The organism is Streptomyces sp. NPDC031274 (assembly GCF_055570235.1).
In genome coordinates this window covers 75,336-99,360 of record NZ_JBVIHP010000028.1, presented here as the reverse complement: position 1 = coordinate 99,360, position 24,025 = coordinate 75,336, and the positions used below count along the sequence as shown (strand labels likewise).

The 24,025-nt window shown below is 70.8% G+C and carries 18 protein-coding genes; 6 read left to right on the top strand and 12 right to left on the bottom strand.

Annotated features, from left to right (window positions below; genetic code table 11):
• Positions 1-47 precede the first annotated feature (47 nt).
• Positions 48-686 carry a chorismate mutase gene (locus ACZ5CR_RS35135; protein WP_468865180.1) on the bottom strand — a complete coding sequence of 213 codons (639 nt, stop codon included), beginning with the start codon at positions 684-686 and terminating at the stop codon, positions 48-50.
• 85 nt (positions 687-771) lie between these two features.
• Positions 772-1,368: a TetR/AcrR family transcriptional regulator gene (locus tag ACZ5CR_RS35130; protein ID WP_468865178.1), complete on the bottom strand. Its 597-nt coding sequence runs from the start codon at positions 1,366-1,368 to the stop codon at positions 772-774.
• Positions 1,369-1,470: 102 nt separating this feature from the next.
• Here ACZ5CR_RS35130 and ACZ5CR_RS35125 point away from each other — a divergent pair, with 102 nt between their 5' ends.
• Positions 1,471-2,196, top strand: a complete 726-nt coding sequence (locus tag ACZ5CR_RS35125) for a nitroreductase (protein WP_468865176.1) — start codon at positions 1,471-1,473, stop codon at positions 2,194-2,196.
• Positions 2,197-2,405: 209 nt separating this feature from the next.
• Complete coding sequence (gene paaK, locus ACZ5CR_RS35120; protein ID WP_468865174.1) at positions 2,406-3,692, top strand: phenylacetate--CoA ligase PaaK; 1,287 nt, start codon at positions 2,406-2,408, stop codon at positions 3,690-3,692.
• A 17-nt stretch (positions 3,693-3,709) separates the two neighbouring features.
• On the opposite strand, the gene ACZ5CR_RS35115 is transcribed toward paaK, so the two are convergent.
• A complete protein-coding gene (locus ACZ5CR_RS35115) occupies positions 3,710-5,209 on the bottom strand; it encodes an acyl-CoA synthetase (protein ID WP_468865172.1) in 1,500 nt (499 codons plus the stop codon).
• Between the two features lie 140 nt (positions 5,210-5,349).
• Between ACZ5CR_RS35115 and ACZ5CR_RS35110 the strand changes: the two genes are divergently transcribed.
• Positions 5,350-7,782, top strand: coding sequence for a penicillin acylase family protein (locus ACZ5CR_RS35110; protein ID WP_468865170.1), 2,433 nt, complete (start codon positions 5,350-5,352; stop codon positions 7,780-7,782).
• Positions 7,783-7,896: 114 nt separating this feature from the next.
• Here ACZ5CR_RS35110 and ACZ5CR_RS35105 read toward each other — a convergent pair whose 3' ends face one another.
• Both ACZ5CR_RS35105 and ACZ5CR_RS35100 read right to left on the bottom strand, forming a co-directional pair.
• Positions 7,897-9,462: an acyl-CoA synthetase gene (locus tag ACZ5CR_RS35105; protein WP_468865169.1), complete on the bottom strand. Its 1,566-nt coding sequence runs from the start codon at positions 9,460-9,462 to the stop codon at positions 7,897-7,899.
• A 58-nt stretch (positions 9,463-9,520) separates the two neighbouring features.
• Complete coding sequence (locus ACZ5CR_RS35100) at positions 9,521-10,624, bottom strand: NAD(P)H-dependent flavin oxidoreductase (protein ID WP_468865167.1); 1,104 nt, start codon at positions 10,622-10,624, stop codon at positions 9,521-9,523.
• 175 nt (positions 10,625-10,799) lie between these two features.
• Here ACZ5CR_RS35100 and ACZ5CR_RS35095 point away from each other — a divergent pair, with 175 nt between their 5' ends.
• Positions 10,800-12,608, top strand: a complete 1,809-nt coding sequence (locus ACZ5CR_RS35095) for a serine hydrolase domain-containing protein (RefSeq protein WP_468865165.1) — start codon at positions 10,800-10,802, stop codon at positions 12,606-12,608.
• A 15-nt stretch (positions 12,609-12,623) separates the two neighbouring features.
• Here ACZ5CR_RS35095 and ACZ5CR_RS35090 read toward each other — a convergent pair whose 3' ends face one another.
• The 7 genes from ACZ5CR_RS35090 to ACZ5CR_RS35060 form a co-directional block, all read right to left on the bottom strand.
• A complete protein-coding gene (locus tag ACZ5CR_RS35090; RefSeq protein WP_468865163.1) occupies positions 12,624-14,174 on the bottom strand; it encodes a phytoene desaturase family protein in 1,551 nt (516 codons plus the stop codon).
• A gap of 94 nt (positions 14,175-14,268) precedes the next feature.
• Positions 14,269-16,506: a serine/threonine-protein kinase gene (locus ACZ5CR_RS35085; protein ID WP_468865161.1), complete on the bottom strand. Its 2,238-nt coding sequence runs from the start codon at positions 16,504-16,506 to the stop codon at positions 14,269-14,271.
• On the bottom strand, positions 16,488-17,441 hold the full coding sequence (locus ACZ5CR_RS35080) for an oxygenase MpaB family protein (RefSeq protein WP_468865158.1): 954 nt from the start codon (positions 17,439-17,441) through the stop codon (positions 16,488-16,490). Before ACZ5CR_RS35080 ends, ACZ5CR_RS35085 begins: the two co-directional genes overlap by 19 nt.
• 134 nt (positions 17,442-17,575) lie before the next feature.
• The gene (locus tag ACZ5CR_RS35075; RefSeq protein WP_468865155.1) at positions 17,576-18,235 is read right to left on the bottom strand and encodes a TetR family transcriptional regulator; all 660 of its coding nucleotides are present in this window, start codon (positions 18,233-18,235) and stop codon (positions 17,576-17,578) included.
• An 81-nt stretch (positions 18,236-18,316) separates the two neighbouring features.
• Complete coding sequence (locus ACZ5CR_RS35070) at positions 18,317-20,134, bottom strand: bifunctional sugar phosphate isomerase/epimerase/4-hydroxyphenylpyruvate dioxygenase family protein (RefSeq protein ID WP_468865153.1); 1,818 nt, start codon at positions 20,132-20,134, stop codon at positions 18,317-18,319.
• A gap of 42 nt (positions 20,135-20,176) precedes the next feature.
• Entirely contained in the window at positions 20,177-21,037 is an 861-nt protein-coding gene (locus ACZ5CR_RS35065; protein ID WP_468865150.1) for a shikimate dehydrogenase, read from the bottom strand.
• 62 nt (positions 21,038-21,099) lie between these two features.
• Positions 21,100-22,476 carry an MFS transporter gene (locus ACZ5CR_RS35060; protein WP_468865148.1) on the bottom strand — a complete coding sequence of 459 codons (1,377 nt, stop codon included), beginning with the start codon at positions 22,474-22,476 and terminating at the stop codon, positions 21,100-21,102.
• Between the two features lie 326 nt (positions 22,477-22,802).
• Here ACZ5CR_RS35060 and ACZ5CR_RS35055 point away from each other — a divergent pair, with 326 nt between their 5' ends.
• On the top strand, positions 22,803-23,654 hold the full coding sequence (locus ACZ5CR_RS35055; protein ID WP_468865146.1) for an STAS domain-containing protein: 852 nt from the start codon (positions 22,803-22,805) through the stop codon (positions 23,652-23,654).
• Entirely contained in the window at positions 23,651-24,022 is a 372-nt protein-coding gene (locus ACZ5CR_RS35050) for an STAS domain-containing protein (RefSeq protein ID WP_468865144.1), read from the top strand. The genes ACZ5CR_RS35055 and ACZ5CR_RS35050 overlap by 4 nt, the downstream gene beginning before the upstream one ends.
• The last annotated feature ends 3 nt before the right edge of the window (positions 24,023-24,025 follow it).

The window sequence follows — 24,025 nt, the reverse complement described above, 5'->3', positions numbered from 1 at the left end:
GGTGGCGGGAGAGCATCCACCGCGAGGCGGCTGTCCAGAAGAGACCGTCACCCCGCACAGACAGACGGCAACGCCCGCCCCAGGGCCACGGAGTGCACCACATCGAGCTGCCGCTCATGGCGAACCCGCAGACCGGCCACGGCCAACAGCCCACGGCAAGAAGGCGTGGAGCGTGCGGAGGGAGAGTCGGCGATCCCCCGCACCAGCTCCCCGTTCACCCGATTGATCTCCTTGCGCACCTCCGCAAGATCAGGCCGCTCCTCCGGTGTCGGCGCCTGCGCCGGATCCGCGTCCCACCGCCGGTGCAGCTCCCGCTGCACGATCTTGTTGGCCTCGATCTGGTCCCGGAAGATCCGCACGGTCGCCTCGGGATCGGCGCCCAACTCCCTTGCCTGCTCGGCGACATCGTCCAGAACCTGCTGCTCGCGGGCAGGGTCGTCGATGGGGCTGCCTGTGCCGTACTTCGCGGCGGCGACAAGGTCGGCGGTGGCCAGACGCTGGGCGGCGAGATCGACCAACGGGTGGAGCCGGGCGTAAGTCCCCGAGGAGACGACGGAAGCCGCGGACACTGACGAGCCCCGCACCGGGGCAGCGGCGACGGCACCGGCCGCCCCGCTCCCGGCGAGCAGAGCCACCGTCACGGCCCCAGTGGTGAGCAGACGCCCCGCGGACGAAGCAATGCGCACAGTGATTCCCCTCATCGACCTGGCGCACGGCGGGGGCCGGCGACCGCCGCCATCGTACGATCACCCGCCGGACAGGCTCCGCTCGTCAGCCCGTGCCCGGTAGCGCGCGGTCGAGGAGGACTTCTGCCGCCGCTCGCGCGTACTGGCCGTAGTCCGCTTCGTTCAGCACCATGGCGCGGCTGGCCGCCCCGTCCGCGAGGGTGACCAGCTGTTCGGCGAGTGCGGCGGGTTCCCGGCAGCCAAGCTCCCTCACCGATGCGGTGACCAGCTGAACCATCCGCAGCTTCTGTTCGCGTGCGTACATGTGGACCGCGCTCTCCGGATCGGGGAACTCCGCGGCGGCGTCGATGAACGGGCATCCGCGCACCGGAGCCGTGTCCGCCGCGGGCCGGTCGAACAGTCCGAGAATCCGCTCCCGCGGCGAGATGTCCTCACGGGTCAGCACGCTCTCCAGGGTGGCGCCCGACGACGCGAGGTCCTGGAGGTAGGCGATGACCAGGTCGCTCTTGGTCCGAAAGTGCGCGTAGAGCGTGCGCTTGGAGACCGGCGCCCGCTCGGCGACCTGTTCCATGCCGGTCGCGTTGATCCCCTGGACCGCGAACAGCTGGGCGGCGGCGACCAGGATGCGCTCCCTGCCTCCACGCCCTCCCCGCCTTCGGGGTGCGGTAGTCGTCGCATCCATGAGGCAAGTATACGTACGCGTTTACTTCTGCGAGGTCCGGGGGCTAGGCTCACCCTCATGTAAACGGTCCCGTTTACTTGCGCCGTCACTGAGGAGTGCTCCATGAGCAGGCCGACCCCCACCGCCACCACCATCGCCACCGCCGCGGCCACCACCGAGTTGAGCGGCGGCGCGGAGAAGTTGCTACGCGGCCGTCACGCGACACGCGCGTTCCGTCCGGACGCCGTCCCCGCGGACACGATGCGCGCGATCTTCTCGCTGGCCGGCACCGCGCCGTCCAACTCCAACGCGCAGCCGTGGCGGGTGGAGGTGGTGAGCGGCGCGGCGCGTGAACGCCTGGCGCACGCCTTGCGGGCGGCCCATGCCGCGAAGCGCATCTCGGCGGATCTTCCGTACTCCGAGGACATGTACGCGCAGGTGCACCAGGCGCGCCGGGCCACGTTCGGAGCCGAGCTGTACGGAGCGCTGGGCATAGGCCCTGACGACCATGCCGCACGTGCGGCCTACGACGCGGAGAGCCTGGGCTTCTACGGCGCGCCACACGCGGCTTTCCTGTTCGTCGACGGTGACGGCGCGACACGCCTTGCCGCCGACGTCGGCGCCTACATGCAGACCCTGCTCCTGGCGATGACCGCGTACGGCGTGGACAGTTGCCCGCAGGGGCTCCTGAGCTTCTACGCCGACACCGTCCGGGGCGAGCTCGGCGTCACCGGAGGCAAGCTGCTCGTGGGTATCTCCTTCGGGTATGCCGATGACACCGCGCCGGTGAACCGGGTGACGACCGAGCGCGCCACGCTGGAGGCGACCACGACCTTCCACGACCAGTGACGAGTACGAACACGACCAGTGACGAGCACCAAGAGGAACTGCGGCCGAGTCTCCACGCAACAGAGGACAATGTCGCTCGGCCGCAGCACCCCAGCTCAAGCCGCCTTGCGCGATCTCTTGACGGCCGCTCCCAGGGCTGGATTACTGAGCTCGACAGAAGATCCACGACCGAATGATCGGTCGCCCGTTTGGGACGGGAGAAACTCCATATGACGGCGATGCTGGACCCCGCTGAGCGCCTAGGGCGCGAGGAGCTGGAAGCGCTGCAGCTGGAGCGCCTGCAGGACACCCTGCTGCACGCGTACGAGAACGTGCCGTTCTATCGGGCGGCGTTCGACAAGGCGGGTCTGCGCCCCGAGGACTGCCGTGCGCTCAGCGACCTGGCTCGCTTCCCGTTCACGGCCAAGAGCGATCTGCGGGACAACTACCCCTTCGGGATGTTCGCGGTCGAGCAGTCCGAGGTGCGGCGCCTCCACGCGTCCAGCGGCACGACGGGGCGGCCCACGGTCGTCGGTTACACCGAGCAGGACCTGTCGATGTGGGCGGACGTCGTGGCCCGCTCGATCCGCGCGGCGGGGGGACGCCCCGGGCACAAGGTCCATGTGGCGTACGGCTACGGCCTGTTCACGGGCGGCCTCGGCGCGCACTACGGGGCCGAGCGTCTTGGCTGCACGGTGATCCCCGCGTCCGGCGGCATGACGGCCCGCCAGGTCCAGCTGATCCAGGACTTCCGCCCCGAGATCATCATGGTGACCCCCTCGTACATGCTGACGCTCCTGGAGGAGTTCGAGCGCCAGGGAGTCGACCCACGGACCACGTCCCTCAAGGTCGGCATCTTCGGCGCCGAGCCGTGGACGGAGGAGATGCGCCGCGAGATCGAGGAGCGGTTCGCGATCGACGCCGTCGACATCTACGGGCTCTCCGAGGTCATCGGCCCCGGAGTCGCCCAGGAGTGCGTGGAGACCAAGGACGGCCTGCACATCTGGGAGGACCACTTCTATCCGGAGGTGGTGGACCCGATCACCGGCGAGGTGCTCCCGGACGGCGAGCGCGGCGAACTGGTCTTCACGTCACTCACCAAGGAGGCCATGCCCGTCATCCGCTACCGCACCCGCGACCTGACCCGTCTCCTGCCCGGCACCGCACGGACCTTCCGCCGGATGGAGAAGATCACGGGCCGCTCGGACGACATGGTGATCCTGCGCGGCGTGAACCTCTTCCCCACGCAGGTCGAGGAGATCGTCCTGCGGACCGCGGGAGTCGCGCCGTACTTCCAGCTGCGCCTGACACGCGAGGGCCGCATGGACGCGCTGACGGTCCGGGCCGAGTCCCGCGCGGACACGACTCCCGAGCGGCGCGAGGCGGCGGCCCGGGAGATCGCGTCGGCGGTGAAGGACGGCATCGGCGTCTCGGTGGCGGTCGAGATCGTCGATCCGGAGACGATCGAGCGGTCGGTGGGGAAGTTCAAGCGGATCGTGGACCTGCGCGGGAAGTAGCTCCTACGGAGCAGGAGCTACGACGCGCTGAATCGGTCCCGCAGCTCGCGCTTGAGGATCTTCCCGCTCGCGTTGCGCGGCAGCTCGTCCACGAAGAGGACCCGCTTGGGCGCCTTGAAGTGGGCGAGTTTCTCGCGCGCGTGGTCGATGAGTTCGGCCTCGGTGACGTCTCCGCTGCGTACGACGACCGCGGTGACCGCCTCGATCCAGCGCTCGTCCGGCAGGCCGATCACGGCCGTCTCCGCGACCCGCTCGTGGGTGTAGAGCGCGTCCTCGACCTGGCGCGACGCGACGAGGACACCGCCGGAGTTGATGACGTCCTTCACCCGGTCGACGACCGTGAAGTAGCCGTCCTCGTCCCGCACGGCGAGATCCCCGGAGTGGAACCAGCCACCACGGAACGCCTCCTCGGTCTCCTCGGGCTTGTCCCAGTAGCCCTCGCACAACTGCGGTGACTGGTAGACGACTTCGCCCTGCGTGCCGTCGGGCACCTCAAGGCCGCGCTCGTCCACGATCCGTGCGTCGACGAACAGGACGGGGCGTCCGCAGGAGTCCATCCGCCCCTCGTGCTCGTCGGGCCCGAGGACCGTGGCGAGGGGGCCGATCTCGCTCTGCCCGAAGCAGTTGTAGAAGCCGAGCGACGGCAGCCGTTCGCGCAGCCGCTCCAGAACGGGCACGGGCATGATCGACGCGCCGTAGTAGGCCTTGCGCAGGGCGCCGAGGTCACGGGTGGCGAAGCCGGGATGGTTCGAGAGGCCGATCCATACGGTGGGCGGCGCGAAGAGGCTGTCGGCGCGGCCCGCCTCGACCAGTTCGAAGATGCGTTCGGCGTCCGGCGCGTCGATGATCGTGTTCTCGGCGCCCACAGCCAAGTACGGCAGCAGGAAGACGTGCATCTGCGCCGAGTGGTAGAGCGGCAGCGCGTGGACGGGCTTGTCCGACTCCTTGAGGTCGAGGGCGGTGATGGCGCTGACGTACTCGAGCACGAGGGCGCGGTGCGTCATCATCGCGCCCTTGGGGAGGGCGGTGGTGCCGGAGGTGTAGAGCAGCTGGGCCAAGTCGTCCGCACCCGGCTCCGCGCCGTCGTACGCCGGTGCGGCCGAGAGCCGCGCGAGCAGGGAGTCGTCCGCGTCGCGCAGGGCGAGGACGCGTACGTCGCCGGGCAGGCGCGGGGCGAGGTCCGGATCGGCGAGGACCAGGGAGCTGCCCGACTGGCCCACGATGTACGCCAGGTCGTCGCCGACGAGGTTCTGGTTGACCGGCACATGGACCAGGCCTGCCCGCGAGCAGGCCAGGAAGCCGATGAGATAGGCGTCCGAGTTGTGGGCGTAGGCGCCGACGCGCTCACCCTGGCCCAGACCCGCCTCGCGCAGCACCTGGGCGCCGCGCGAGACGGCCGAGTCCAGCTCCGCGTACGTCCAAGCCCGCTCGCCGTAGCGCAGCGCCACCCGCCCCGGCACGCGCCGCGCGCTCCGCCGAAGGACCCCGTCGACCGTATTGCCGCGTACACCTGTCATGGCGTGATCCTGAGCCGCCCGCGTCACGCCGGTCAAGGCTCCGGACGGGGCGCGAACTGGGAACGTTCCGGTACTCGATCAAGTGACATACCGGTTGGTACGCTCAACCGCCCCTTCGATCACAGCAGTTGGGAGGCACCATGCGTATCCGCATCAGACGCCTGACGGCCCTGGGCATCAGCCTGTTGACCGCCGCGGCGTTCCTGCCGTCGTCCGCCGCCACGGCGGGCGCGGCTGGGGCGCACGGCGACGCCCGCCCGTCGGGCGGCGGTCTGTCCGCCACCGTCCGCTACACCCAGTACGGCATTCCGCACATCCTCGCCAAGGACTACGAGAACCTCGGCTTCGGCACCGGCTGGGCGCAGGCCGCCGACCAGGTGTGCACCCTCGCCGAGGGCTACGCGACCGTGCGCGGCGAGCGCTCACGCTACTTCGGCGCCGACGGCAAGCCCGACGGCTCGCTCTCCTCGGCGACCACGAACCTCTCCAGCGACCTCTACTTCGGCGGCGTCCGCGACACGCACACGGTGGAGAAGCTTCTGAAGCAGCCCGCCCCCGCGGGGCCGAGCGCCACGTCGAAGAAGCTGATGCGCGGCTTCGCGGCCGGCTACAACGCCTGGCTGAAGCAGAACCGCGTCACCGACCCGGCCTGCGAGGGCGCCGATTGGCTGCGCCCGATCACCGCGCTGGACGTGGCACGACAGGGGTTCGCCGTCCAGGTTCTGGGCGGTCAGGGGCGCGGCATAGACGGCATCACCGCGGCGCAGCCGCCCAGCGCGACAGCCCCGGACCGCGCACCTGACCCCGAGCGCACCGCGAAGGAGGCGCGCGAGCTCTTCTCGGCCGACGAGGCCGTCATGGGTTCCAACGCCGTCGCGTTCAGCGGGAGGACCACCGCGAACGGCAAGGGCCTGCTGCTCGGCAATCCGCACTACCCCTGGCAGGGTGGCCGCCGCTTCTGGCAGTCGCAGCAGACCATCCCCGGCGAGCTGAACGTCTCGGGCGGTTCCCTGGTCGGTACGAGCGTCGTCAACATCGGCTTCAACGGCGATGTGGCGTGGAGCCACACGGTGGCGTCCGGCGTGACCCTCAACCTGCATCAGCTCACGCTGGATCCGGCCGATCCCACCACCTATCTGGTGGACGGCAAGCCGGAGAAGATGACGAAGCGGACGGTCGAGGTGCCGGTCAAGAACGGTGCTCCGGTGACCCGCACGCAGTGGTGGACCCGATACGGTCCGGTCACCACCGGCCTCGGCGCTCAGCTCCCGCTGCCCTGGTCGGCGAAGACCGCGTACGCCCTGAACGACCCCAACGCCACGAACATGCGCGGCAGCGACACCGACCTCGGCTTCGGCAAGGCCCGCTCCACCGACGGCATCCTGAAGGCGCTGCGCGACACCCAGGGCCTCCCGTGGGTCAACACCGTCGCCGCCGACCGGAAGGGCCACTCGCTCCTCAGCCAGTCCCAGGTCCTTCCCCGCATCACCGACGACCTGGCCGAGCGCTGCTCCACCGCTCTGGGCAAGGTGACGTATCCGGCGTCGGGCGTGGCCGTGCTCGACGGCTCGCGCGGCGACTGCGCGCTCGGCTCGGACAAGGACGCCGTCCAGCCCGGCGTCTTCGGCCCGTCGAAGATGCCCACCCTCAAGGACGCCCCGTACGCGGAGAACTCCAACGACAGCGCCTGGCTCACCAACGCCGACCGGCCGATCACGGGCTACGAGCGGATCTTCGGCACGATCGGCACGCAGCGCTCCCTGCGCACGCGCGGCGCCGTCGAGGATGTCGCCACCATGGCGAAGAAGGGCGGCCTGACGGTCAAGGACCTCCAGAAGCAGCAGTTCGCGAACCGGGCGCCCGCGGGCGACCTGGCCGCCGCCGACGCGGCACGCGCGTGTGCCGCGCTGCCCGGGGGCGCCGCGACCGGCAGCGACGGCAAGGCCGTCGACGTACGCGAGGCCTGTGACGTCCTCAAGGCCTGGGATCGCACCATGAACACGGACAGCGAGGGGGCGCTGCTCTTCGACCGGTTCTGGCGCAAGCTCGTCCTCGCCGTGCCCAACGCCCAGCTGTGGAAGGTGCCGTTCTCCGCCGCCGACCCGGTGCGTACCCCGAACACCCTCAACACGGCCGCGCCGGGCTTCGCGACCGCGCTCGCCGACGCGGTGACCGAGCTGAGCGGGGCGGGCATCGCGCTCGGCGCGCCGCTGGGCCAGAACCAGTTCGTCGTACGCGGCTCGGAGCGGCTGCCGGTCTCCGGCGGCACGGAGTCGATCGGCGTATGGAACAAGGTCGAGCCGGTCTGGGACGCGAAGGGCGGCGGCTACACCGAGGTCGCGCACGGTTCGAGCCACATCCAGGCGGTCGGCTGGGACAGGGGCCGCTGCCCCCAGGCGCGCACGCTCCTGACCTACTCGCAGTCGTCGAACCCGAACTCCCGGCACTACCGCGATCAGACGCGGCTGTACTCCGGTGAGCGCTGGGTCACCTCGCGGTTCTGCGAGAAGGACATTCTGCGTGATCCTGGGCTGAAGGTGGTGAAGGTGCGGGGGGCCGCCGTGCCGCGTTAGCCGACATGGGGCCACCCCGCCCAGCGCTCGGCGGGGGTGGCCCCGGTCCAGTGTCGACCCGCGCACCGGTGGAGGCTTGTCGCGCGGTTCCCCGCGCTCCTGACGGGGCCCGCGCTACAGCGCGCGCTCCCGTCCCTCCCAGTACGGCTCCCGCAGCCGTCGCTTGTAGAGCTTGCCGTTCGGGTCGCGCGGCATGGTCGTGATGAAGTCGACGCTCTTGGGGCGCTTGTAGCCCGCGAGTTGGCGCTCGCAGTGGTCGAGGATGTCGGCGGCGAGCGCGTCGCCCGCCGTGTGACCCTCCGTCACCTCCACGACCGCCTTGACCTGCTCGCCCCACTCGTCGTGCGGGATGCCGAACGCGGCGGCGTCCGCGACGGCGGGGTGGGTGAGCAGCGCCGACTCGATCTCGGCGGGGTAGATGTTGACCCCGCCCGAGATGATCATGTCGATCTTGCGGTCGCGGAGGTAGAGGTAGCCGTCCTCGTCGAGGTAGCCGAGGTCGCCGACCGTGAAGAAGTCGCCGATGCGGTTCTTCTTCGTCTTGGACTCGTCCTTGTGGTACGAGAAGCCGCCGGTGCTCATCTTCATGTAGACGGTGCCGAGTTCACCGGGCGGCAGCCGATTGCCGTCGTCGTCGAAGACGGCCAGTTCGCTGATGGGCCACGCCTTGCCGACGGTGCCGGGCCGCTTCAGCCAGTCCTGCGCGGTGGCGAAGGCGCCGCCGCCCTCGCTGGCCGCGTAGTACTCCTCGACACACTCGCCCCACCACTCGATCATCGCCCGTTTGACGTGGTCGGGGCAGGGTGCGGCGCCGTGGATGGCGTGGCGCATCGACGACACGTCGTACGCCTCCTTGGTCGCGTCCGGCAGCGCGAGGAGGCGGTGGAACTGGGTGGGCACCATGTGGGTGTGCGTGCACTTGTACCTGTCGATGAGGCGGAGCATCTCCTCGGGCGTCCACTTGTCCATCAGGACCAGCGGGTGGCCGATGTGCAGGGCGGCGCCCGCGAACTGGAGGACCGCGGTGTGGTAGAGCGGCGAGCAGACGAGGTGCACGTTGCCGTCGAAGGGCTTGACGCCGAAGATGCCGAGGAAGCCGCCGAGGTAGGACTCCTCGGGGAGCTTGCCCGACAGCGGGCGCCGGATGCCGCGCGGGCGTCCCGTGGTGCCCGATGTGTAGTTCATGACCCAGCCGAGGGTGCGCTCGTCGGGCGCGGACTCCGGTTGTCCGGCGAGGAGTTCGGCGTACGGGCGGAAGCCGGGTACGCCACCCACGGAGTACCGGTGGGTGGCCGGGAGCTTCGCCTCGTCGGCGGCATGGGTAGCCGCCCCCGTGAACCGCTCGTGCGCGATGAGCACCTTGGCTCCGGAGTCGGCGACGATCCAGGCGATCTCGGGTCCGACCAGGTGGTGGTTGACCGGGACGAGATAGAGGCCGGCCTGCGACGCCGCCAGATACGCGGTGAGGAGCTCGACGCCGTTGGGCAGCACGACGGCGAAGGCGTCACCGCGCTCCAGGCCCGCGGCGCGCAGTCCGTGGACGAGCTGGTTGGTCGCCGCGTGCAGGCGCCGCGCGGTCCACTCCTGGCCGTCGGGTGCGATCAGTACCGTGCGGTCCGGGTCCGCTTCGGCCTGCGCCCAGAAGCCGTTGGGGGGCGTACTGCCCGGCGTGCTGCTCATAAGGACCTCTCCTCCGTCGTCTCGTCGGTCGCGTCCGGTCGTCAGTCGCGTCCGGTCGTCAGTCGCGTCCGGCTATGCGGTTCACGCGGTCGATGGCGCGCTCGAAACCGCGGGTCAGCTCGTCGAAGACCACCTGGACGCTGCGTTCGCTGTTCATCCGGCCGACGATCTGCCCCACCGGCGTGCCGAGCAGCGCCTGGACCTCGTGCTTCTGGATGCGCGAGACCGCCTCGGCGACCAGAAGCCCCTGCAGGGGCATGGGCAGCGTGCCGGGCCCGTCCGGGTCGTCCCAGGCGTCGGTCCATTCGGTGCGCAGCTGGCGTGCGGGTTTGCCCGTGAGGGCGCGCGAGCGGACCGTGTCGCCCGAGCCCGCCGCCAGGAGCTTCTCGGTGAGCGCCCGCGAGTGGAGGTCGGCCTCCGTCGTGGTGAGCCAGAGGGAGCCGAGCCACACGCCCTGCGCGCCGAGCGCGAACGCGGCCGCGATCTGGTCGCCGCTGCCGATACCGCCCGCCGCGAGCACCGGCAGCGGCGCCACGGCCTCGACGGCTTCCGGCGTCAGGACCATGGAGGCGATCTCGCCGGTGTGGCCGCCCGCCTCGTAGCCCTGCGCGACGACGATGTCGATGCCCGCGTCCGCGTGCTTGCGCGCGTGCCGGGCGCTGCCCGCGAGAGCGGCGACCAGTACGTCGTGGTCGTGGGCGCGCTGGATGACGTCGGCGGGCGGTGAACCGAGCGCGTTGGCGAGCAGCTTGATCGGGTAGCCGAAGGCGACGTCGAGCTGATTGCGGGCGACCTGCTCCATCCATCCGGTGATGCGCCAGCCGGAGGCTTCGCCTTCGGCCAGTTCGGGTACGCCGTACTTACCGAGGGTGTCCTTGACGAACTGGCGGTGGCCTTCGGGGATCATCGCCTCGACATCGGACTCGCTCACCCCCTCGACCTTCTTCGCGGGCATCACGACGTCGAGTCCGTAGGGCCGGTCATCGACATGTTCCTGCATCCAGTCGAGATCCCGGGCCAGCTCGTCGGGCGCCGTGTAGCGGACCGCGCCGAGCACACCGAATCCGCCCGCCCTGCTGATGGCGGCCGCCACCGCCGGGAAGGGTGTGAAGCCGAAGACGGCGTGCTCGATCCCCAGTTTCCTGCTCAGCTCTGTCTGCATGGGCGCAGGATGCCGCAGCCGTCCGGACGACGGAAGAGGTTTTCTGATGCAGTGTCAGATCTTTGCCGGGTGCCCGCGGTTGACAGGGCTCCGCGCTGACATGAAAGTTTCAGCAGTTTCTTGTGATCCCGAAAGATAGTTTCAGTTCAGGAGAGTTTCAGGAGGGGGCGCGTTCATGGCCGAGGACAGCGGGGCAGCGGACAGAGCGGCAGGCGGTCTCAGCCGACGCCAACTGGGCGCGCGGGTAGCGGCGTTGGGCGGGGCACTCGCCCTTGTCCCGTTCCCCGCGGGTCCTGCCGCTGCGGCGGCGGGCTCCGCGACCGGCGCCGGGCGTCCGACGCTGCGCCCCGGCACCCCCGAGCGCGCCGGGCTGCTCGCCGGGCATCTGCGTCAACTGGTCGCCGACGCCGAGACGTTCCTCGATCCCTCCCCCAAGCACCCCTGGTACGCGGGCGCCGTCCTGCTCGCGGGCCGCGGCGGCACGGTCGCGCTGCACCAGCCCATCGGCAAGGCGGTGCGCTATGCGGCGTACGACGAGAAGACCGACACCGGAACCGAGCTGCCCGCCGACCGGCAGATCGCGATGGCCAAGGACACCGTCTTCGATCTCGCCTCCGTCTCCAAGCTGTTCACCTCGCTGCTCGCGGTGCAGCAGATCGAGCGCGGCACGCTGGAGCTCGAGGCGAAGGTCGCCTCGTACCTCCCCGATTTCGGGGGCGCCGGCAAACAGGACGTCACCGTCCGCCAGCTCCTCACCCACACCTCGGGTTTCCGCGCCTGGATCCCCCTCTACAAGGAACCCACGCACGAGGGCCGACTGCGCCTCATCTGGCAGGAGACGCTCCTCAACCCGCCGGGCACCAAGTACCTCTACTCGGACCTGAATCTGATCTCGCTCCAGCTGGTCCTCGAAGAGATCACGGGCCGCCCTCTGGACGCACTGCTCCACGACGAGATCACCGCTCCGCTCGGGATGCACCGCACCCGCTACAACCCGCCCGCCTCCTGGCGGCCGAAGATCGCCGCCACGGAGGACGCCCGGCTGCCCTGGTCGGGCCTCGACCGCGGCATGGTGTGGGGCGAGGTGCACGACGAGAACGCCTTCGGCCTCGGCGGGATCGCCGGGCACGCCGGCGTCTTCTCCTGCGCCTGGGACCTCGCGATCCTCGGTCGCACGCTGCTCAACGGCGGGGTCTACGGCCGCGCCCGCATCCTCTCCGACGCGTCCGTGAAGCTGATGTTCACCGACTTCAACACCGCCTTCCCCGGCGACGAGCACGGCCTGGGCTTCGAGCTCTACCAGCACTGGTACATGGGTGCGATGGCGACGCCGCGCACCGCGGGCCACACGGGGTTCACCGGCACCTCCCTCGTCCTCGACCCGACGACCGACTCCTTCCTCGTCGTACTCGGCAACTCCGTGCACCCCGTGCGCAGTTGGCGATCCGGTTCGGCACCCCGGGTGGCGACGGCGAACCGTATGGCACGCGCCGTTCCGGTACGTCCCGCGCACGGACGCACCGCATGGTTCTCCGGCATGGCGAACGCGGCATCGGCCACCCTGACCCTGCCGCCGCTCACCCTCACCACGGACCGGGCGACGCTCCGGTGCGAGCTGTGGTGGGACACCGAGCCGGGCTCCGACCAGCTGTGTCTGGAGGCCTCGCGCGACGACGGCGCGACGTGGCAGCCGGTGCCGTTCACGACGCGGCACCGGGGCTCGGATCCTCGCCCGCACCCCGACGGCACCGCGTCCGGCTGGTCCGGACGCGTCTGGCACCGGCTCACCGCGGACCTCTCGGACCTGCGGGGCGAGCGGGTGCGCCTGCGCTGGCGGTACGCGACGGATCAGCTCTACGTGGGGCGTGGCGCGTACGCCGACGGGCTGCGGGTCGAGGACGGCCGCCGTACGGCCTTCGACGAGGCACGGCCCGCCGACGCGGCGCGCGTCGAGGCGGTGGGGTGGGCTCCCTCGGCCGACTGAGGCCCCCTGCTCCCCCTACTCCCCCAGCGCGGCCATCGCCGCGTTGTGCCCGGGGATGCCGCTGACCCCGCCGCCGCGCACGGCACCCGCCCCGCACAGCAGGACGTTCGCGTGCCGTGTCTCCACACCCCAGCGCCCGGTGTCGTCCTGGGCGTAGGGGAAGGCGAGGTCGCGGTGGAAGATGTTGCCGCCGGGCAGGCGCAGGTCGCGTTCCAGGTCGAGCGGGGTCTTGGCCTCGATGCAGGGGCGTCCTTCGGCGTCGGTGGCCAGGCAGTCGGCGAGCGGCTCCGCCAGGTGGGCGTCCAGCTGCGCCATGGTCGACTTGAGCAGTTCGGCCCGTACGGCGTCGTTGTCGTGGGCGAAGAGACGTGCGGGCGTGTGCAGTCCGAAGAGCGTGAGGGTCTGGAAGCCGCGCTCGACGAGGTCGGGGGCGAGGATGCTGGGGTCCGTGAGGGAGTGGCAGTAGATCTCGGAAGGCGGCGCGGAGGGCAGCTCTCCGGCCGCGGCCTGGACGTACGCGGTGGCCAGCTCCCCGTATCCCTCCGCGATGTGGAAGGTCCCGGCGAAGGCCTCGTGCGGGTCGACCGAGGTGTCACGCAGTCTCGGCAGCCGTTCGAGGAGCATGTTGACCTTGAGCTGGGCACCCTCGGCCGGGTCGGCGGGTGTGTCGCCGACGAGGGCGGCGAGCTCCTGCGGTGAGGCGTTGACCAGGACGTGCCGTGCGGCGACGGTGGCTTCGCGCTCGGGCGTGCGGTAGGTGACCTCGGCGCTCAGTCCGTCCGAATCGATGCGGATGACCTCGTGGTCCGTGGCGAGCTCGGCGCCGGCCGCGCGGGCAGCCTGGGCGAGGGCGCCGGTGAGCGCGCCCATGCCGCCGACGGGCACGTTCCAGTCGCCGGTGCCGCCGCCGATGACGTGGTAGAGGAAGCAGCGGTTCTGGCGCAGGGACAGGTCGTGGGCGTCGGCGAACGTGCCGATGAGGGCGTCGGTGAGCACCACTCCGCGCACCAGGTCGTCCTGGAACCGCTCCTCGATGGCGGCGCCGATGGGCTCTTCGAAGAGCGTTCGCCAGGCGGTCTCGTCACCGACCCGCTCGCGCAGTGCGTCGCGCGTGGGCAGGGGTTCGGTGAGCGTGGGGAACACCCGCCCCGCGACCTCACCCGTCATGGCGTAGAACTCCCGCCACGCCTCGTACTCCCGCGGTCCGCCGGTGAGCCGCTCGAACGCGTCCCTGGTGCGCGCTTCGCCCCCGCCCACGAGCAGTCCGGCCGGACGCCCGTCGCGCTCGGTCGGAGTGTAGGAGGAGACCGTGCGGGTGCGCACTCTGAAGTCCAGGTCGAGGTCCCTGACGATCTTCCGGGGCAGGAGGCTGACCAGGTACGAGTAGCGCGAGAGCCGGGCGTCGACACCGGCGAAGGGGCGGCTGGACACAGCGGCGCCACCGGTGCCGGAGAGCCGCTCCAGGAGCAGGACGGAGCGTCCCGCGCGGGCGAGATAGGCGGCGGCGACGAGTCCGTTGTGACCACCGCCGACGATGACGGCGTCGTATCGATCGCGAGGAGGCATAGCCCTTACTAACACGAGCCCCCGCCTCGTGGTGCGATTGTCACACCCTCGGCGCCCCAGGCACCCCCGGCACCCCTCGACACCTTCGACGCCGTCAGCGCCCGCCGGACGCCCGCTGCTGGCGCAGCGCCGCCACGCGCCGGTAGAGCTCGACCGCCTCGGTGCCGCGGCCCAGCTGTTCCAGGCAGTGCGCCTCGTCGTTGCGGCTGGCCAGGGCGTCGGGGTGATCGGCGCCGAGGACCTGTTCGCGGGCGGCGGCGACGCGGCGGTACTCGGTGAGGGCGTCGGCCCAGCGGCCGAGCCATCCCAGGCCCACGGCCACCTCGCGGCGGCTGACCAGGGTGTCCGGGTGGTCGCCGCCCAGGACGCGTTCGCGGATCGCGCAGACGTCACGGGCCTCGGCCAGGGCTTCCTCCCAGCGGCCCTGGCGGCCGAGGTTGACGCCGAGGCCGTGCCGGGCGCGCAGGGTCTCGGGGTCAAAGGGGCCGTTCACGCGGTTGCGGTCGTCGATCAGGTCGCGGTACAGCTCCAGGGCCTCACCGCTGCGGCCGAGGCGGCCGAGGCTGATCCCCACCTCGTAGCGCGCGGCGAGCGTGTCGGGATGGTCGCCGCCGAGCGCCCGGCCGCGCGCCTCGGCGACCTCGCGATACGTCTGGAGCGCCTCGGGCCAGCGCCCCAATTGACCCAGTGCGTAGGCGACTTCGTAACGGGTGACGAGGGTGTCGGGGTGGGTGGCGCCCAGGACGCGCGCGCGGGCCGTCGCGACCTCGCGGGCCAGCTGGTAGGAGTCCTCCAGGCGGCCGAGCCTGCTGAGGTTGTACGCCAGGTTGTGGCGGCAGCGCAGAGTGTCGGGGTGATCGGCGCCCGCGGTCCGCTCCCGCACGGCCAGCACCGCCGTGTATGTCTGGTGGGCCTCGAAGTGCCGCCCCAACTGCCCCAGCACGTAAGCCATTTCCTGACGTGCGGCTAGCGTGTCCGGGTGCTCGGGGCCGAGGGTGCGTTCCCTGCCCTGCGCGACGCGCCCGTACTCCCGCAGGGCGTCGGCCGCCCGTCCGGTGCGGCTGAGGGTGAAGCCCACTTCGTAGCGGCTTGCGAGCGTGTCCGGGTGGTCGGGGCCGAGCGCGTGCTCCCGCTCGGCGGCCACCGCGCGGTGCACCTCGCCCGCCTCGGCCCAGCGGCCGAGGCGCCCCAGGCTCAGGCCCGCGTTGTGCCTGCTGACGAGGGTGGCGACCACCTCCGGTGACGGCGTGGGCCGCTCGGGCTGCCGCGGCGCCGCGGCCCGGCGCGCGTCGGTGCGCGGGATCCACTCGCCGGTCAGGCCCGCCGCCGCGTCGGGCGGCGTCGTCCGCAGCGCGGGTGCGCCGTTCGCCTTGTGCCCGGTCGTCATGCCGCGGGTCCACGAGGGAAGGCGCGGCTCACGCGAGGGCGGCTGCTCCGGTCGGCGCGCGGGCGGGGTGACGACGGTCGGGACGTACGAGGGGACGGCGCGGCCCGAGAGGATGCGCCGCCCCAGCTCGCGGGCGTCGTCGGGGCGCTCGTCCGGTTCCTTGGCGAGCAGGTCGAGGACGATCTTCTCGAAGTACTCGGGGAGTTCGTCGCGGTGCGTGCGCGGCGGCTCGGGCTGCGTGTCGCGGTGGCCGACGAGCACGGCCCAGGCGTCCTCCATGTCGAAGGGCGGCGCCCCCGTGGCGATCTCGTACAGGACGCATCCGAAGGAGTAGAGGTCGCTGCGCTGGTCGACCTGGGCGCCGCTGATCTGCTCGGGCGACATGTAGTGAGGTGTGCCCATCGCGATGCCCGTGCCGGTCAGGCGCGAGGTGAAGCCGATGTCGTGGCCGAGCCGTGCGATGCCGAAGTCGCAGATCTTCACCGTGCCGTCCGTGAGCCGCATGATGTTCGCGGGCTTCAGGTCCCGGTGCACGATGCCCTGTTCATGGGTGTACGCGAGCGCCGCGGCGACCTGGTCGGCGATCTCCACCACGTCCGCGACGGGCAGCGGATGCTGTTTGTTGTCCTCCAGGAGCTGACTGAGGTTGCGCCCTTCGAGCAGTTCCATGACCAGATACAGGACGCCGTCGTGCTCCCCGAAGTCATGTACGACGGTGACGCCGCGGTGCTGCAGCGCCGCCGCCACACGCGCCTCGCGCCGGAACCTCTCGCGCAGGACGCGCGTGAAGGACTGGTCGTGCTGCGGCCCCATCGGCTTGAGGCACTTCACGGCGACCTTGCGCCCCAGAGACTCGTCGCGCGCACGCCACACCTCGCCCATGCCGCCGCGCCCGATCAGGTCCAGCAGCCGGTACCGGCCCTGGATCAGCCTGGTGTCCGCCATCTCCCGCCGTCGCCCCCGTTGCTTCGCTTCGCCCTCCCCGGCCTGTCCAGTATGGCTGCCCGTCTGTCGAGTTTGTACGGGGCAGGCCGCGCGCCGGGGCCGAGCCTGGCCATGGCGCGCAGAATGTGTTTCGGGGGAAGTTGCCAGCGGATACGTGCGGGGACGGTGCGCAGGATGGTGCCCATGGTGACAAGCCGCCGGGTCACGGTGCCGGGCGGCGGGGCCGTCCTGCCGTACAGCTCGTGGGCGTAGGACGGCAGCGAGGTGTACGCCAGATTCGCCACGCGCCGCCACAGCAGGGCGCGCGCCGGAACCAACAGCGGGTGGGTCGGGGGGCGTTGGAGGAAGTCGTCGACATCGCGCGCCTCCGGCCCCGCGGCCAGTTCGGGCCGCACCCGCTCGAAGTACGCGGCGAGTTCGGCGACCGACGCCGGTACGTCGGCGGGGTCGAGGCCGACGAGGCGGGCGCTCTGCCGGTGTTCGTCGACATACCGGTCGGCGAGCTCGTCGGTGAGGCGGAACCCGGACCGGCGTGCGACGTGCAGATAGGAGTCGATCTCGGCGCAGTGCACCCAGAGCAGCAGCTCGGGCTCGTCGACGCCGTACCGCTCCCCCGTGTCCGGGTCGGTGGCCTTGAGCATCGTATGAATCTTCCGCACCCGCGCGCCCGCCTGCTCGGCGACCTCGGTGGTGCCGTACGTGGTGGTGCCCACGAAGCTCGCGGTACGCATGAGGCGGCCCCAGGCGTCCTTGCGGAAGTCCGAGTTCTGCATGACACCGCGGACCGCGCGGGGGTGCAGGGCCTGCAGATACAGGGCGCGGACTCCGGCGACCCACATCATCGGGTCGCCGTGCATCTGCCAGGTCACGGACGAGGGGCCGAAGAGCCCCGGGTCCCCCGCCGCCGGCTGCCCCGATGAGGATGCCTCGCGCATACAACCACCTCCTGATCGCAGGCTACGCCGCCGGTGCGGGCCTCAACCCGCCTGGTGCGCATGGCCCTGTGCGCGTGGCCTTGTGCACGTGGCCGCCACCGAGGCGATGGCGGTAGCGGTAGCGGTAGCGGTGATCAGCGAACGGTCGTCAGGTACGAGATGACCATGTCCCCCAGCATCGTCCGGTAGTGCTCGCGGCGAGGTGCCTCGGTGAGGTCGCGGCCGAAGAGCGCGTGGAACGTATGCCGGTTGGAGACCCGGAAGAAGCAGAAAGAACTGATCATCGCGTGCAGGTCCACGGCGTCCACCTCGGCCGTGAACACCCCTTGCTCGCGCCCGGCTTCGAGGATCGAGGCGATGATGTCGATCGCCGGAGAGCTGAGGGAGGCCAGACTCGGCGAGGCACCGATGTGCTTCGCCTCGTGGATGTTCTCGATGCTGACGAGACGGATGAAGTCCGGGTGCGCCTCGTGGTGGTCGAAGGTGACCTCGGCGAGGCGGCGGATGGCGGACACCGGATCGAGATGCCCGACGTCGAGCTGCTGCTCCTCCTGCCGGATGACCGTGTACGCCCGCTCCAGGACCGCGGTGAACAGCCGGTCCTTGCTGCCGAAGTAGTAGTAGATCATCCGCTTCGTGGTCCGCATGCGGGCGGCGATCTCGTCCACTCTGGCCCCCGCGTATCCCATGCGGGCGAACTCCTCGGTGGCCACATCGAGGATCTCCCCCTGGGTACGGGCCGCGTCCCGGGTCCGCTTGGCGGGCGGGGACGACGGGGGGACGGCGGCGGCCATGCGGCTCCTCTTTGCGGACTCTCCGGCGCCGGTCAGTCTAATGGTGGTGGAGATGACGGCTCATGCTGGTGAGGCAGGCGGCTAAGGCTGCTGAAGATGCTGGGCGGCGAGCCGTACGGCCGCGTTCTGGGCCCCGTATCCCCGGTAGCCGCCCGTGCGCTGCACCAACTCGAAGAAGACCCGGCCGACGGTGGCGGTGTAGCAGTGGAGGAACTCACCGTTCTCGTCCCGGTCGTAGAGGATGCCGAGCTCCGCCAGCGTGGCCAGGTACTCCGGATCCAGCCCGTGGCGGGCGTCGAGGTCGTCGTAGTAGTTGGCGGGAATCGGCAGCAGGCCCGCGCCGTGTTCCCGCACGCGCCGGGCGGCTCCGGCGATGTCGTCCGTCGCGAGGGCGATGTGCTGAAGGCGGGCGCCGTCGGCGTCCGGCGCCGGAGCGATGTTGAGGACGATGCGCACACCGCCGTCGGGCGACGCGACGGCCCGGCTGCGCACGAGTCCGTAGGGGTCGGCCAGGTCGAGGCTGTCGTCCGCCTCCAGGCCGAGCACCCCCCGGTGGAACAGCGATGCCTCGTCGAACTGGTGCCAGGGCTGGGTGAGCGCGATGTGGTCGATGTGCCGGATGGTCCAGGCCTGTTCGCCCTGCTCTCCCGGCTGCTCCCCCGGCAGAGCGCGCGCCGGTACGTCGGTGAAGTCAGCGGTCCAGCTGGGGTGGTCGGGCTTCCCCGTGCGGCAGAAGAAGACCTCCGTGCCATCGGGCGCGGCGACCGCGTCGAGCGGTGCGTCGCCCGGGCCCCGACGGCGCGGCACCACGGGCGCGAGCACCTCTTCGGCGCGGCGCGCGGCGCGGTCCGGGTCAGGGGTCTCCACGCCGATGGCGGTCAGTGCCGGATCTTGACGACGGCCGCTGACCCCGGTGTTGAGCAGGATGCGGGCATCCCCCTGTTCCCAGAGTTCGACCGGCTTCCAGGTGTGCCGGGCGGTGTGGGCGAAGCCGAGGGCCTGGAGCACTCCGCGCAGCGGTTCGGTGTCGGCCGCGGTCAGCTCGGCGAAGGCGAAGCCGGAGGGCGCGGGCGCTGCGGGGAGCGCGGAAAGACCGGCCGACTCCTCGAGCAGGAGCAGCGAGCGGAGCGCGTCGACGGCGGTGGAGGCAGCGCCCGCCTGCCGGAACACGTCGTTGAACACTTCGAGCGACAGGGGCCCTTGGTATCCGGCCCCTACCGTGGCGGCCACCAGGGGGGCTAGGTCGAAGCCGCCCTGGCCGGGGAAGCAGCGGTAGTGCCTGCTCCACTGGAGGACGTCCATCGCCATCAGCGGTGCGTCCGCCAGCTGCAGGAAGAAGATCTTCTCGCCGGGGATGTCCGCGATGCCCTTGGGGTCGGATCCGCGGGACAGGATGTGGAAGCTGTCGAGGCAGGTGCCGAGTGCCGGATGGTCCGCCTGTTCGACGATCCGCCAGGCGTGGTCGTATGTGCTGACGTGCCGGCCCCAGGCCAGTGCCTCGTAGGCGATTCGGATGCCGTGGTCCGCCGCTCGGTCGGCGAGGAGCCGTAGCTGCTCGGCGGCGAGCGCGTCGTCGTCGACCGCATCGGGCGCGACGCTGGAGCAGACGAGGAGCAGGTCCGCGCCGAGGCGCTCCATCACGGCGAACTTGCGTTCCGCGCGGCGCAGATTGCGGGCGAGCACGTCGGTGGGGACGGCCTCGAAGTCGCGGAAAGGCTGGTAGAGGTCGATGCCCAGGCCCAGGTCCGCACAGCGCAGCCGCACTTCCTCGGGGCTGAGCGGGGCGCCGATGAGATCGTTCTCGAAGATCTCCACACCGTCGAATCCGGCGGTGGCGACGGCGGTGAGCTTCTCGGACAGCGGACCGCTGAGCGAGACGGTGGCGATCGATGTGCGCATGGTGTCCTTCTGTCGGGCCTGTGAGTATCGAGCCGGTGTCCGTCAGGCCGGGGAAGCGGCCAGGTCGCCGAAGTCGGCGAGCATCGGTCCGGTGTGCGGTTCGAGTCCGGTGAAGAGACGGAAGGCGTCGGCCGCCTGGAAGACGGCCATGCCACCGCCGTCCAGGGTGCGGCAGCCGATGGCGCGGGCCGCGCGCAACAGCTCGGTCTCCAGCGGCCGGTAGACGACTTCGGCCACCCAGAGGCCGGGCCTGAGCAGATCGGCGGGCAGGGGCAGGCCCGGGTGGGCGACCATGCCGGTGGGTGTGGCGTGGACCAGGCCGTCCGCGACGGCGAGGCGCTCGGCCGTCGCGCCGCTCGGCGCGGACACCGCACGGCCGGGCCCGAAGCGCGCGGTCAGCGCGGCGGCGAGAGCGGCGGCACGGGCCGGGTCGGTGTCGACCAGGGTGACCCGGTCGACACCGAGGTTGAGCAGGGCGTGCGCCACGGCGGCGCCCGCCCCGCCCGCGCCGAGCTGTACGACGTCACCGGTCGGCGCGTCGGCCAGGCCGCGGGCGAAGGACTGGGCGAAGCCGGTGGCATCCGTGTTGTGCCCGACGGCGCGTCCGCCCCTGAAGACGACGGTGTTCACGGCGCCGAGCTCGGCGGCCTCGGGGGCGAGCTCGTCCAGGTGCTCGACGACCAGCTGCTTGCAGGGGTGGGTGATGTTGAGCCCGTCGAAGCCGAGTCGGTGGGCGGCGTGCACCAGTTCGCCGACGACCTCGGGCGCGACGCCGAGGACGTCGATGTCGAGGGTGCGGTAGACGAGGCGCACACCGTGCCGGTCCGCCTCGCGTTCGTGCAGGGCGGGGCTCAGGGAGGGGCCGATACCGGAGCCGATCAGGCCGGTGAGGTACGAGGTCATCAAGAGTTCCTGTAGGTCAGCTTGGCACGGTTGATCACGAGGTCGCGGTGGGCGCGACGGGTTCAGAGGGCGGCGGCTTCGGGCTCCGCCGTCGGCGTCTTCGCGAGCCCGGTGCGCACACCCAACTCGGCCGTGGGCACCCGGTGTGTCTCACGCCCGGTGGCCACGGCGATCGCGCAGATCACGCAGAAGGCGGCGGTGAAGATCGCGACGCCGAGCCAGTTGTCCCCGTCGGGGCCCGCGATCTGTGCCGCGAAGGTCACCGCGAAGCCGGCGACGGCGAACCCGATCTGGGTACCGACGGCCATGCCGGAGAGGCGGACCCTGGCGGGGAACATCTCGCCGTAGAACGAGGGCCAGATGCCGTTGGCCGCGCTGTAGACGACTCCGAAGAGGAGCAGTCCGGTCACGAAGACCAGTGCGTAGCTGCCGGTCGAGATCGCCCACAGGTAGACGAAGATCATCACCCCGCTGCCGAGTGCCCCGATGAGGAAGACGGGCTTGCGGCCGATCCGGTCCGAGAGCCTGGCCCAGAGCGGGATGGCGAGCAGGGCTACCGCGTTGGCGCTGCCCGCGACCCAGAGCATGCCCGTCTTGTCGAGGCCGACCGCGTCGCTCGTGGCGTACGAGAGGGCCCAGACGGAGAAGATCGTGCTGACCGTCGCGATCAGCGCCGCCGCGACCACCCGAAGGACGTCGGCCCAGTGGTTCCTGAGCAGTTCCGCCAGCGGCATCCTGGCCACCTTCTGGTCGGCCGAGACCTGCTGGAAGACGGGGGTCTCCTCCAGGGTGCGGCGGATGACGTATCCGGCGACGGCGACGACGGCGCTCAGCAGGAACGGAACGCGCCAACCCCAGCTGTACAGCTGGTCGTCCGGCAGTGCGGCGACGGGCAGGAACACCAGGGTCGCGAGGAGCTGACCGGCCTGGGTCCCGTTGAGGGTGAAGCTCGTGTAGTAGCCGCGCCGGTGTTCCGGCGCGTGCTCCAGCGTCATCGCGTTCGCGCTCGCCTGCTCTCCGGCCGCGGACAGGCCCTGGAACACCCGCATCAGCACGAGCAGCACCGGAGCGACGGTGCCGACCTGCGCGTACGTGGGCAGACAGCCGATGAGGAAGGTGGAGAGCCCCATGAGGATCAGCGTCCAGACCATGATCTTCCGACGGCCGAGCCGGTCACCGAAGTGGCCGAGAACGAGAGCGCCGACGGGGCGCGCCGCGTACGCGACGCCGAAGGTCGCGAGCGAGATCAGGGTGGCGGTGGCCGGGTCGTCCGGGTCGAAGAAGACTTTGGGGAAGACCAGGGCCGCGGCGCTGCCGTAGATGAAGAAGTCGTAGTACTCGAGGGCGCTGCCGATCCAGGCGGCGAAAGCGGCCTTGCGCGGCCTGCCCTGGAGCGGCGGCGTGGCCGATGGCGGATCGGCCTGCGGGTGAGCGGACACGTGAACTCCTCGGGGAGAGCGGCCCGGCCGTGAGCCGGGGCGGGCCGCGAGAGGGGGACGGGGGTGCCGGCGCTGTGGGGAGGGAACGCCGGGTCGGGTGGCGAGCGTGCGCACCCGACACACGCAGTTAACGCACTAGATAGTTAATTAACTTGGAAGTGATGCTGACCCCGCCCCTCGGGCCGTGTCAATACATCGCGCCGCAACAGACGGCCAGCGCGACGGAACCCGTACCGGTGAGCTTCGCCGGATCGCCCCACTCGCCATATCGCCGTGCCCTACGCTGCGGCGCGAGACCAAATAGGACAAATACGGGGGGCAGTCACGTGACTGAACAGGACAGTGCCGTCGACCTGCTGGGGTTGCTGTCGGTCAAGGGGCGGGACGTGACCGGGGAGTGGGTGCAGCAGGTCTCGGGGACGCTGAAAGGCCGTGTGAGTGTCGCCGAACTGAGCCGTGAGCTGGTCGAGTTGCACGAAGCACTCGTGCAGGCACTGAGCCAGGGTGCCGGCGATGTGCACGGGGAACAGATGTCGGAAGTGCGAGCCCTCTTGACGGAGCTGTCGAGAAACAGGGCACGGCAGGGCTTCTCGCCCACGGAGACGGCGATGAGCGTATTCGCGCTCAAGCAGGTCCTCGAGCCCGTGCTCCAGGACGGGTCCACCGAGGAGATCCGCGCCTTCGGGCGCCTCAGCCGCGTACTGGACGGCCTTGGCCTGTTCACGATCGAGACGTACACACGGACCCGCGAGGAGCTCATCTCCGCGCAGGCCGAACAGCTGATGGAGCTGTCCACGCCCGTGGTGCGGGTGTGGGACGGTGTCATCGCCGTGCCCCTGGTGGGCACGCTGGACTCCGCGCGGACCCAGGTCGTCATGGAGAAGCTGCTTCAGGCGCTGGTGGACACCGGTTCCGAGCAGGCCATCATCGACATCACCGGTGTACCGGCGGTGGACACACAGGTGGCCCAGCACTTGCTGAAGACCATCGTCGCGGCCCGCCTCATGGGTGCCGAATGCACCATCTCCGGTATCCGCCCGCAGATCGCGCAGACGATCGTGGCGCTGGGCATCGAGTTCGAGGGCATCGTCACCAAGGCGAGCCTCGCGGACGCGCTCAAGCTGGCCCTGAAGAGGTCGGGCGTCGAGATGGCCACCCGCAAGGCCGGGCAGCTGTGACCGAGCGGGTACCGATCCTGCGCATCGGCGAGGTGTTGGTGGTGTCCATCCAGTTCGACCTGGAGGATCAGACCGTCCTGCAGTTGCAGGAGGACCTGGCCGAGCAGATCGTGAACCGCTCCGCCCAGGGCGTCATCATCGACATCACGGCGCTGGAGATCGTCGACTCCTTCGTCGGGCGCATGCTGTCGACGATCGCGGACATCTCCCGCATGCTCGACGCCGAGACGGTGGTGGTCGGCATGCGGCCCGCCGTCGCCATCACGCTCGTCGAACTCGGACTTTCGCTGGGCGGAGTGAGCACGGCTCTCGACCTCGAGAAAGGGCTGGCCCGGCTGCGGCGTACCTCCTCTGCGGGCGAGGCGTGACAG

Excerpts from the sequence above, each read along its gene's own strand:
- ACZ5CR_RS35130 (WP_468865178.1), bottom strand. The coding sequence starts at position 1,368 with ATGGATGCGACGACTACCGCACCCCGAAGGCGGGGAGGGCGTGGAGGC.
- ACZ5CR_RS35125 (WP_468865176.1), top strand. The coding sequence starts at position 1,471 with ATGAGCAGGCCGACCCCCACCGCCACCACCATCGCCACCGCCGCGGCC.
- paaK (WP_468865174.1), top strand. The coding sequence starts at position 2,406 with ATGACGGCGATGCTGGACCCCGCTGAGCGCCTAGGGCGCGAGGAGCTG.
- ACZ5CR_RS35115 (WP_468865172.1), bottom strand. The coding sequence starts at position 5,209 with ATGACAGGTGTACGCGGCAATACGGTCGACGGGGTCCTTCGGCGGAGC.
- ACZ5CR_RS35110 (WP_468865170.1), top strand. The coding sequence starts at position 5,350 with ATGCGTATCCGCATCAGACGCCTGACGGCCCTGGGCATCAGCCTGTTG.
- ACZ5CR_RS35105 (WP_468865169.1), bottom strand. The coding sequence starts at position 9,462 with ATGAGCAGCACGCCGGGCAGTACGCCCCCCAACGGCTTCTGGGCGCAG.
- ACZ5CR_RS35100 (WP_468865167.1), bottom strand. The coding sequence starts at position 10,624 with ATGCAGACAGAGCTGAGCAGGAAACTGGGGATCGAGCACGCCGTCTTC.
- ACZ5CR_RS35095 (WP_468865165.1), top strand. The coding sequence starts at position 10,800 with ATGGCCGAGGACAGCGGGGCAGCGGACAGAGCGGCAGGCGGTCTCAGC.
- ACZ5CR_RS35090 (WP_468865163.1), bottom strand. The coding sequence starts at position 14,174 with ATGCCTCCTCGCGATCGATACGACGCCGTCATCGTCGGCGGTGGTCAC.
- ACZ5CR_RS35085 (WP_468865161.1), bottom strand. The coding sequence starts at position 16,506 with ATGGCGGACACCAGGCTGATCCAGGGCCGGTACCGGCTGCTGGACCTG.
- ACZ5CR_RS35080 (WP_468865158.1), bottom strand. The coding sequence starts at position 17,441 with ATGCGCGAGGCATCCTCATCGGGGCAGCCGGCGGCGGGGGACCCGGGG.
- ACZ5CR_RS35075 (WP_468865155.1), bottom strand. The coding sequence starts at position 18,235 with ATGGCCGCCGCCGTCCCCCCGTCGTCCCCGCCCGCCAAGCGGACCCGG.
- ACZ5CR_RS35070 (WP_468865153.1), bottom strand. The coding sequence starts at position 20,134 with ATGCGCACATCGATCGCCACCGTCTCGCTCAGCGGTCCGCTGTCCGAG.
- ACZ5CR_RS35065 (WP_468865150.1), bottom strand. The coding sequence starts at position 21,037 with ATGACCTCGTACCTCACCGGCCTGATCGGCTCCGGTATCGGCCCCTCC.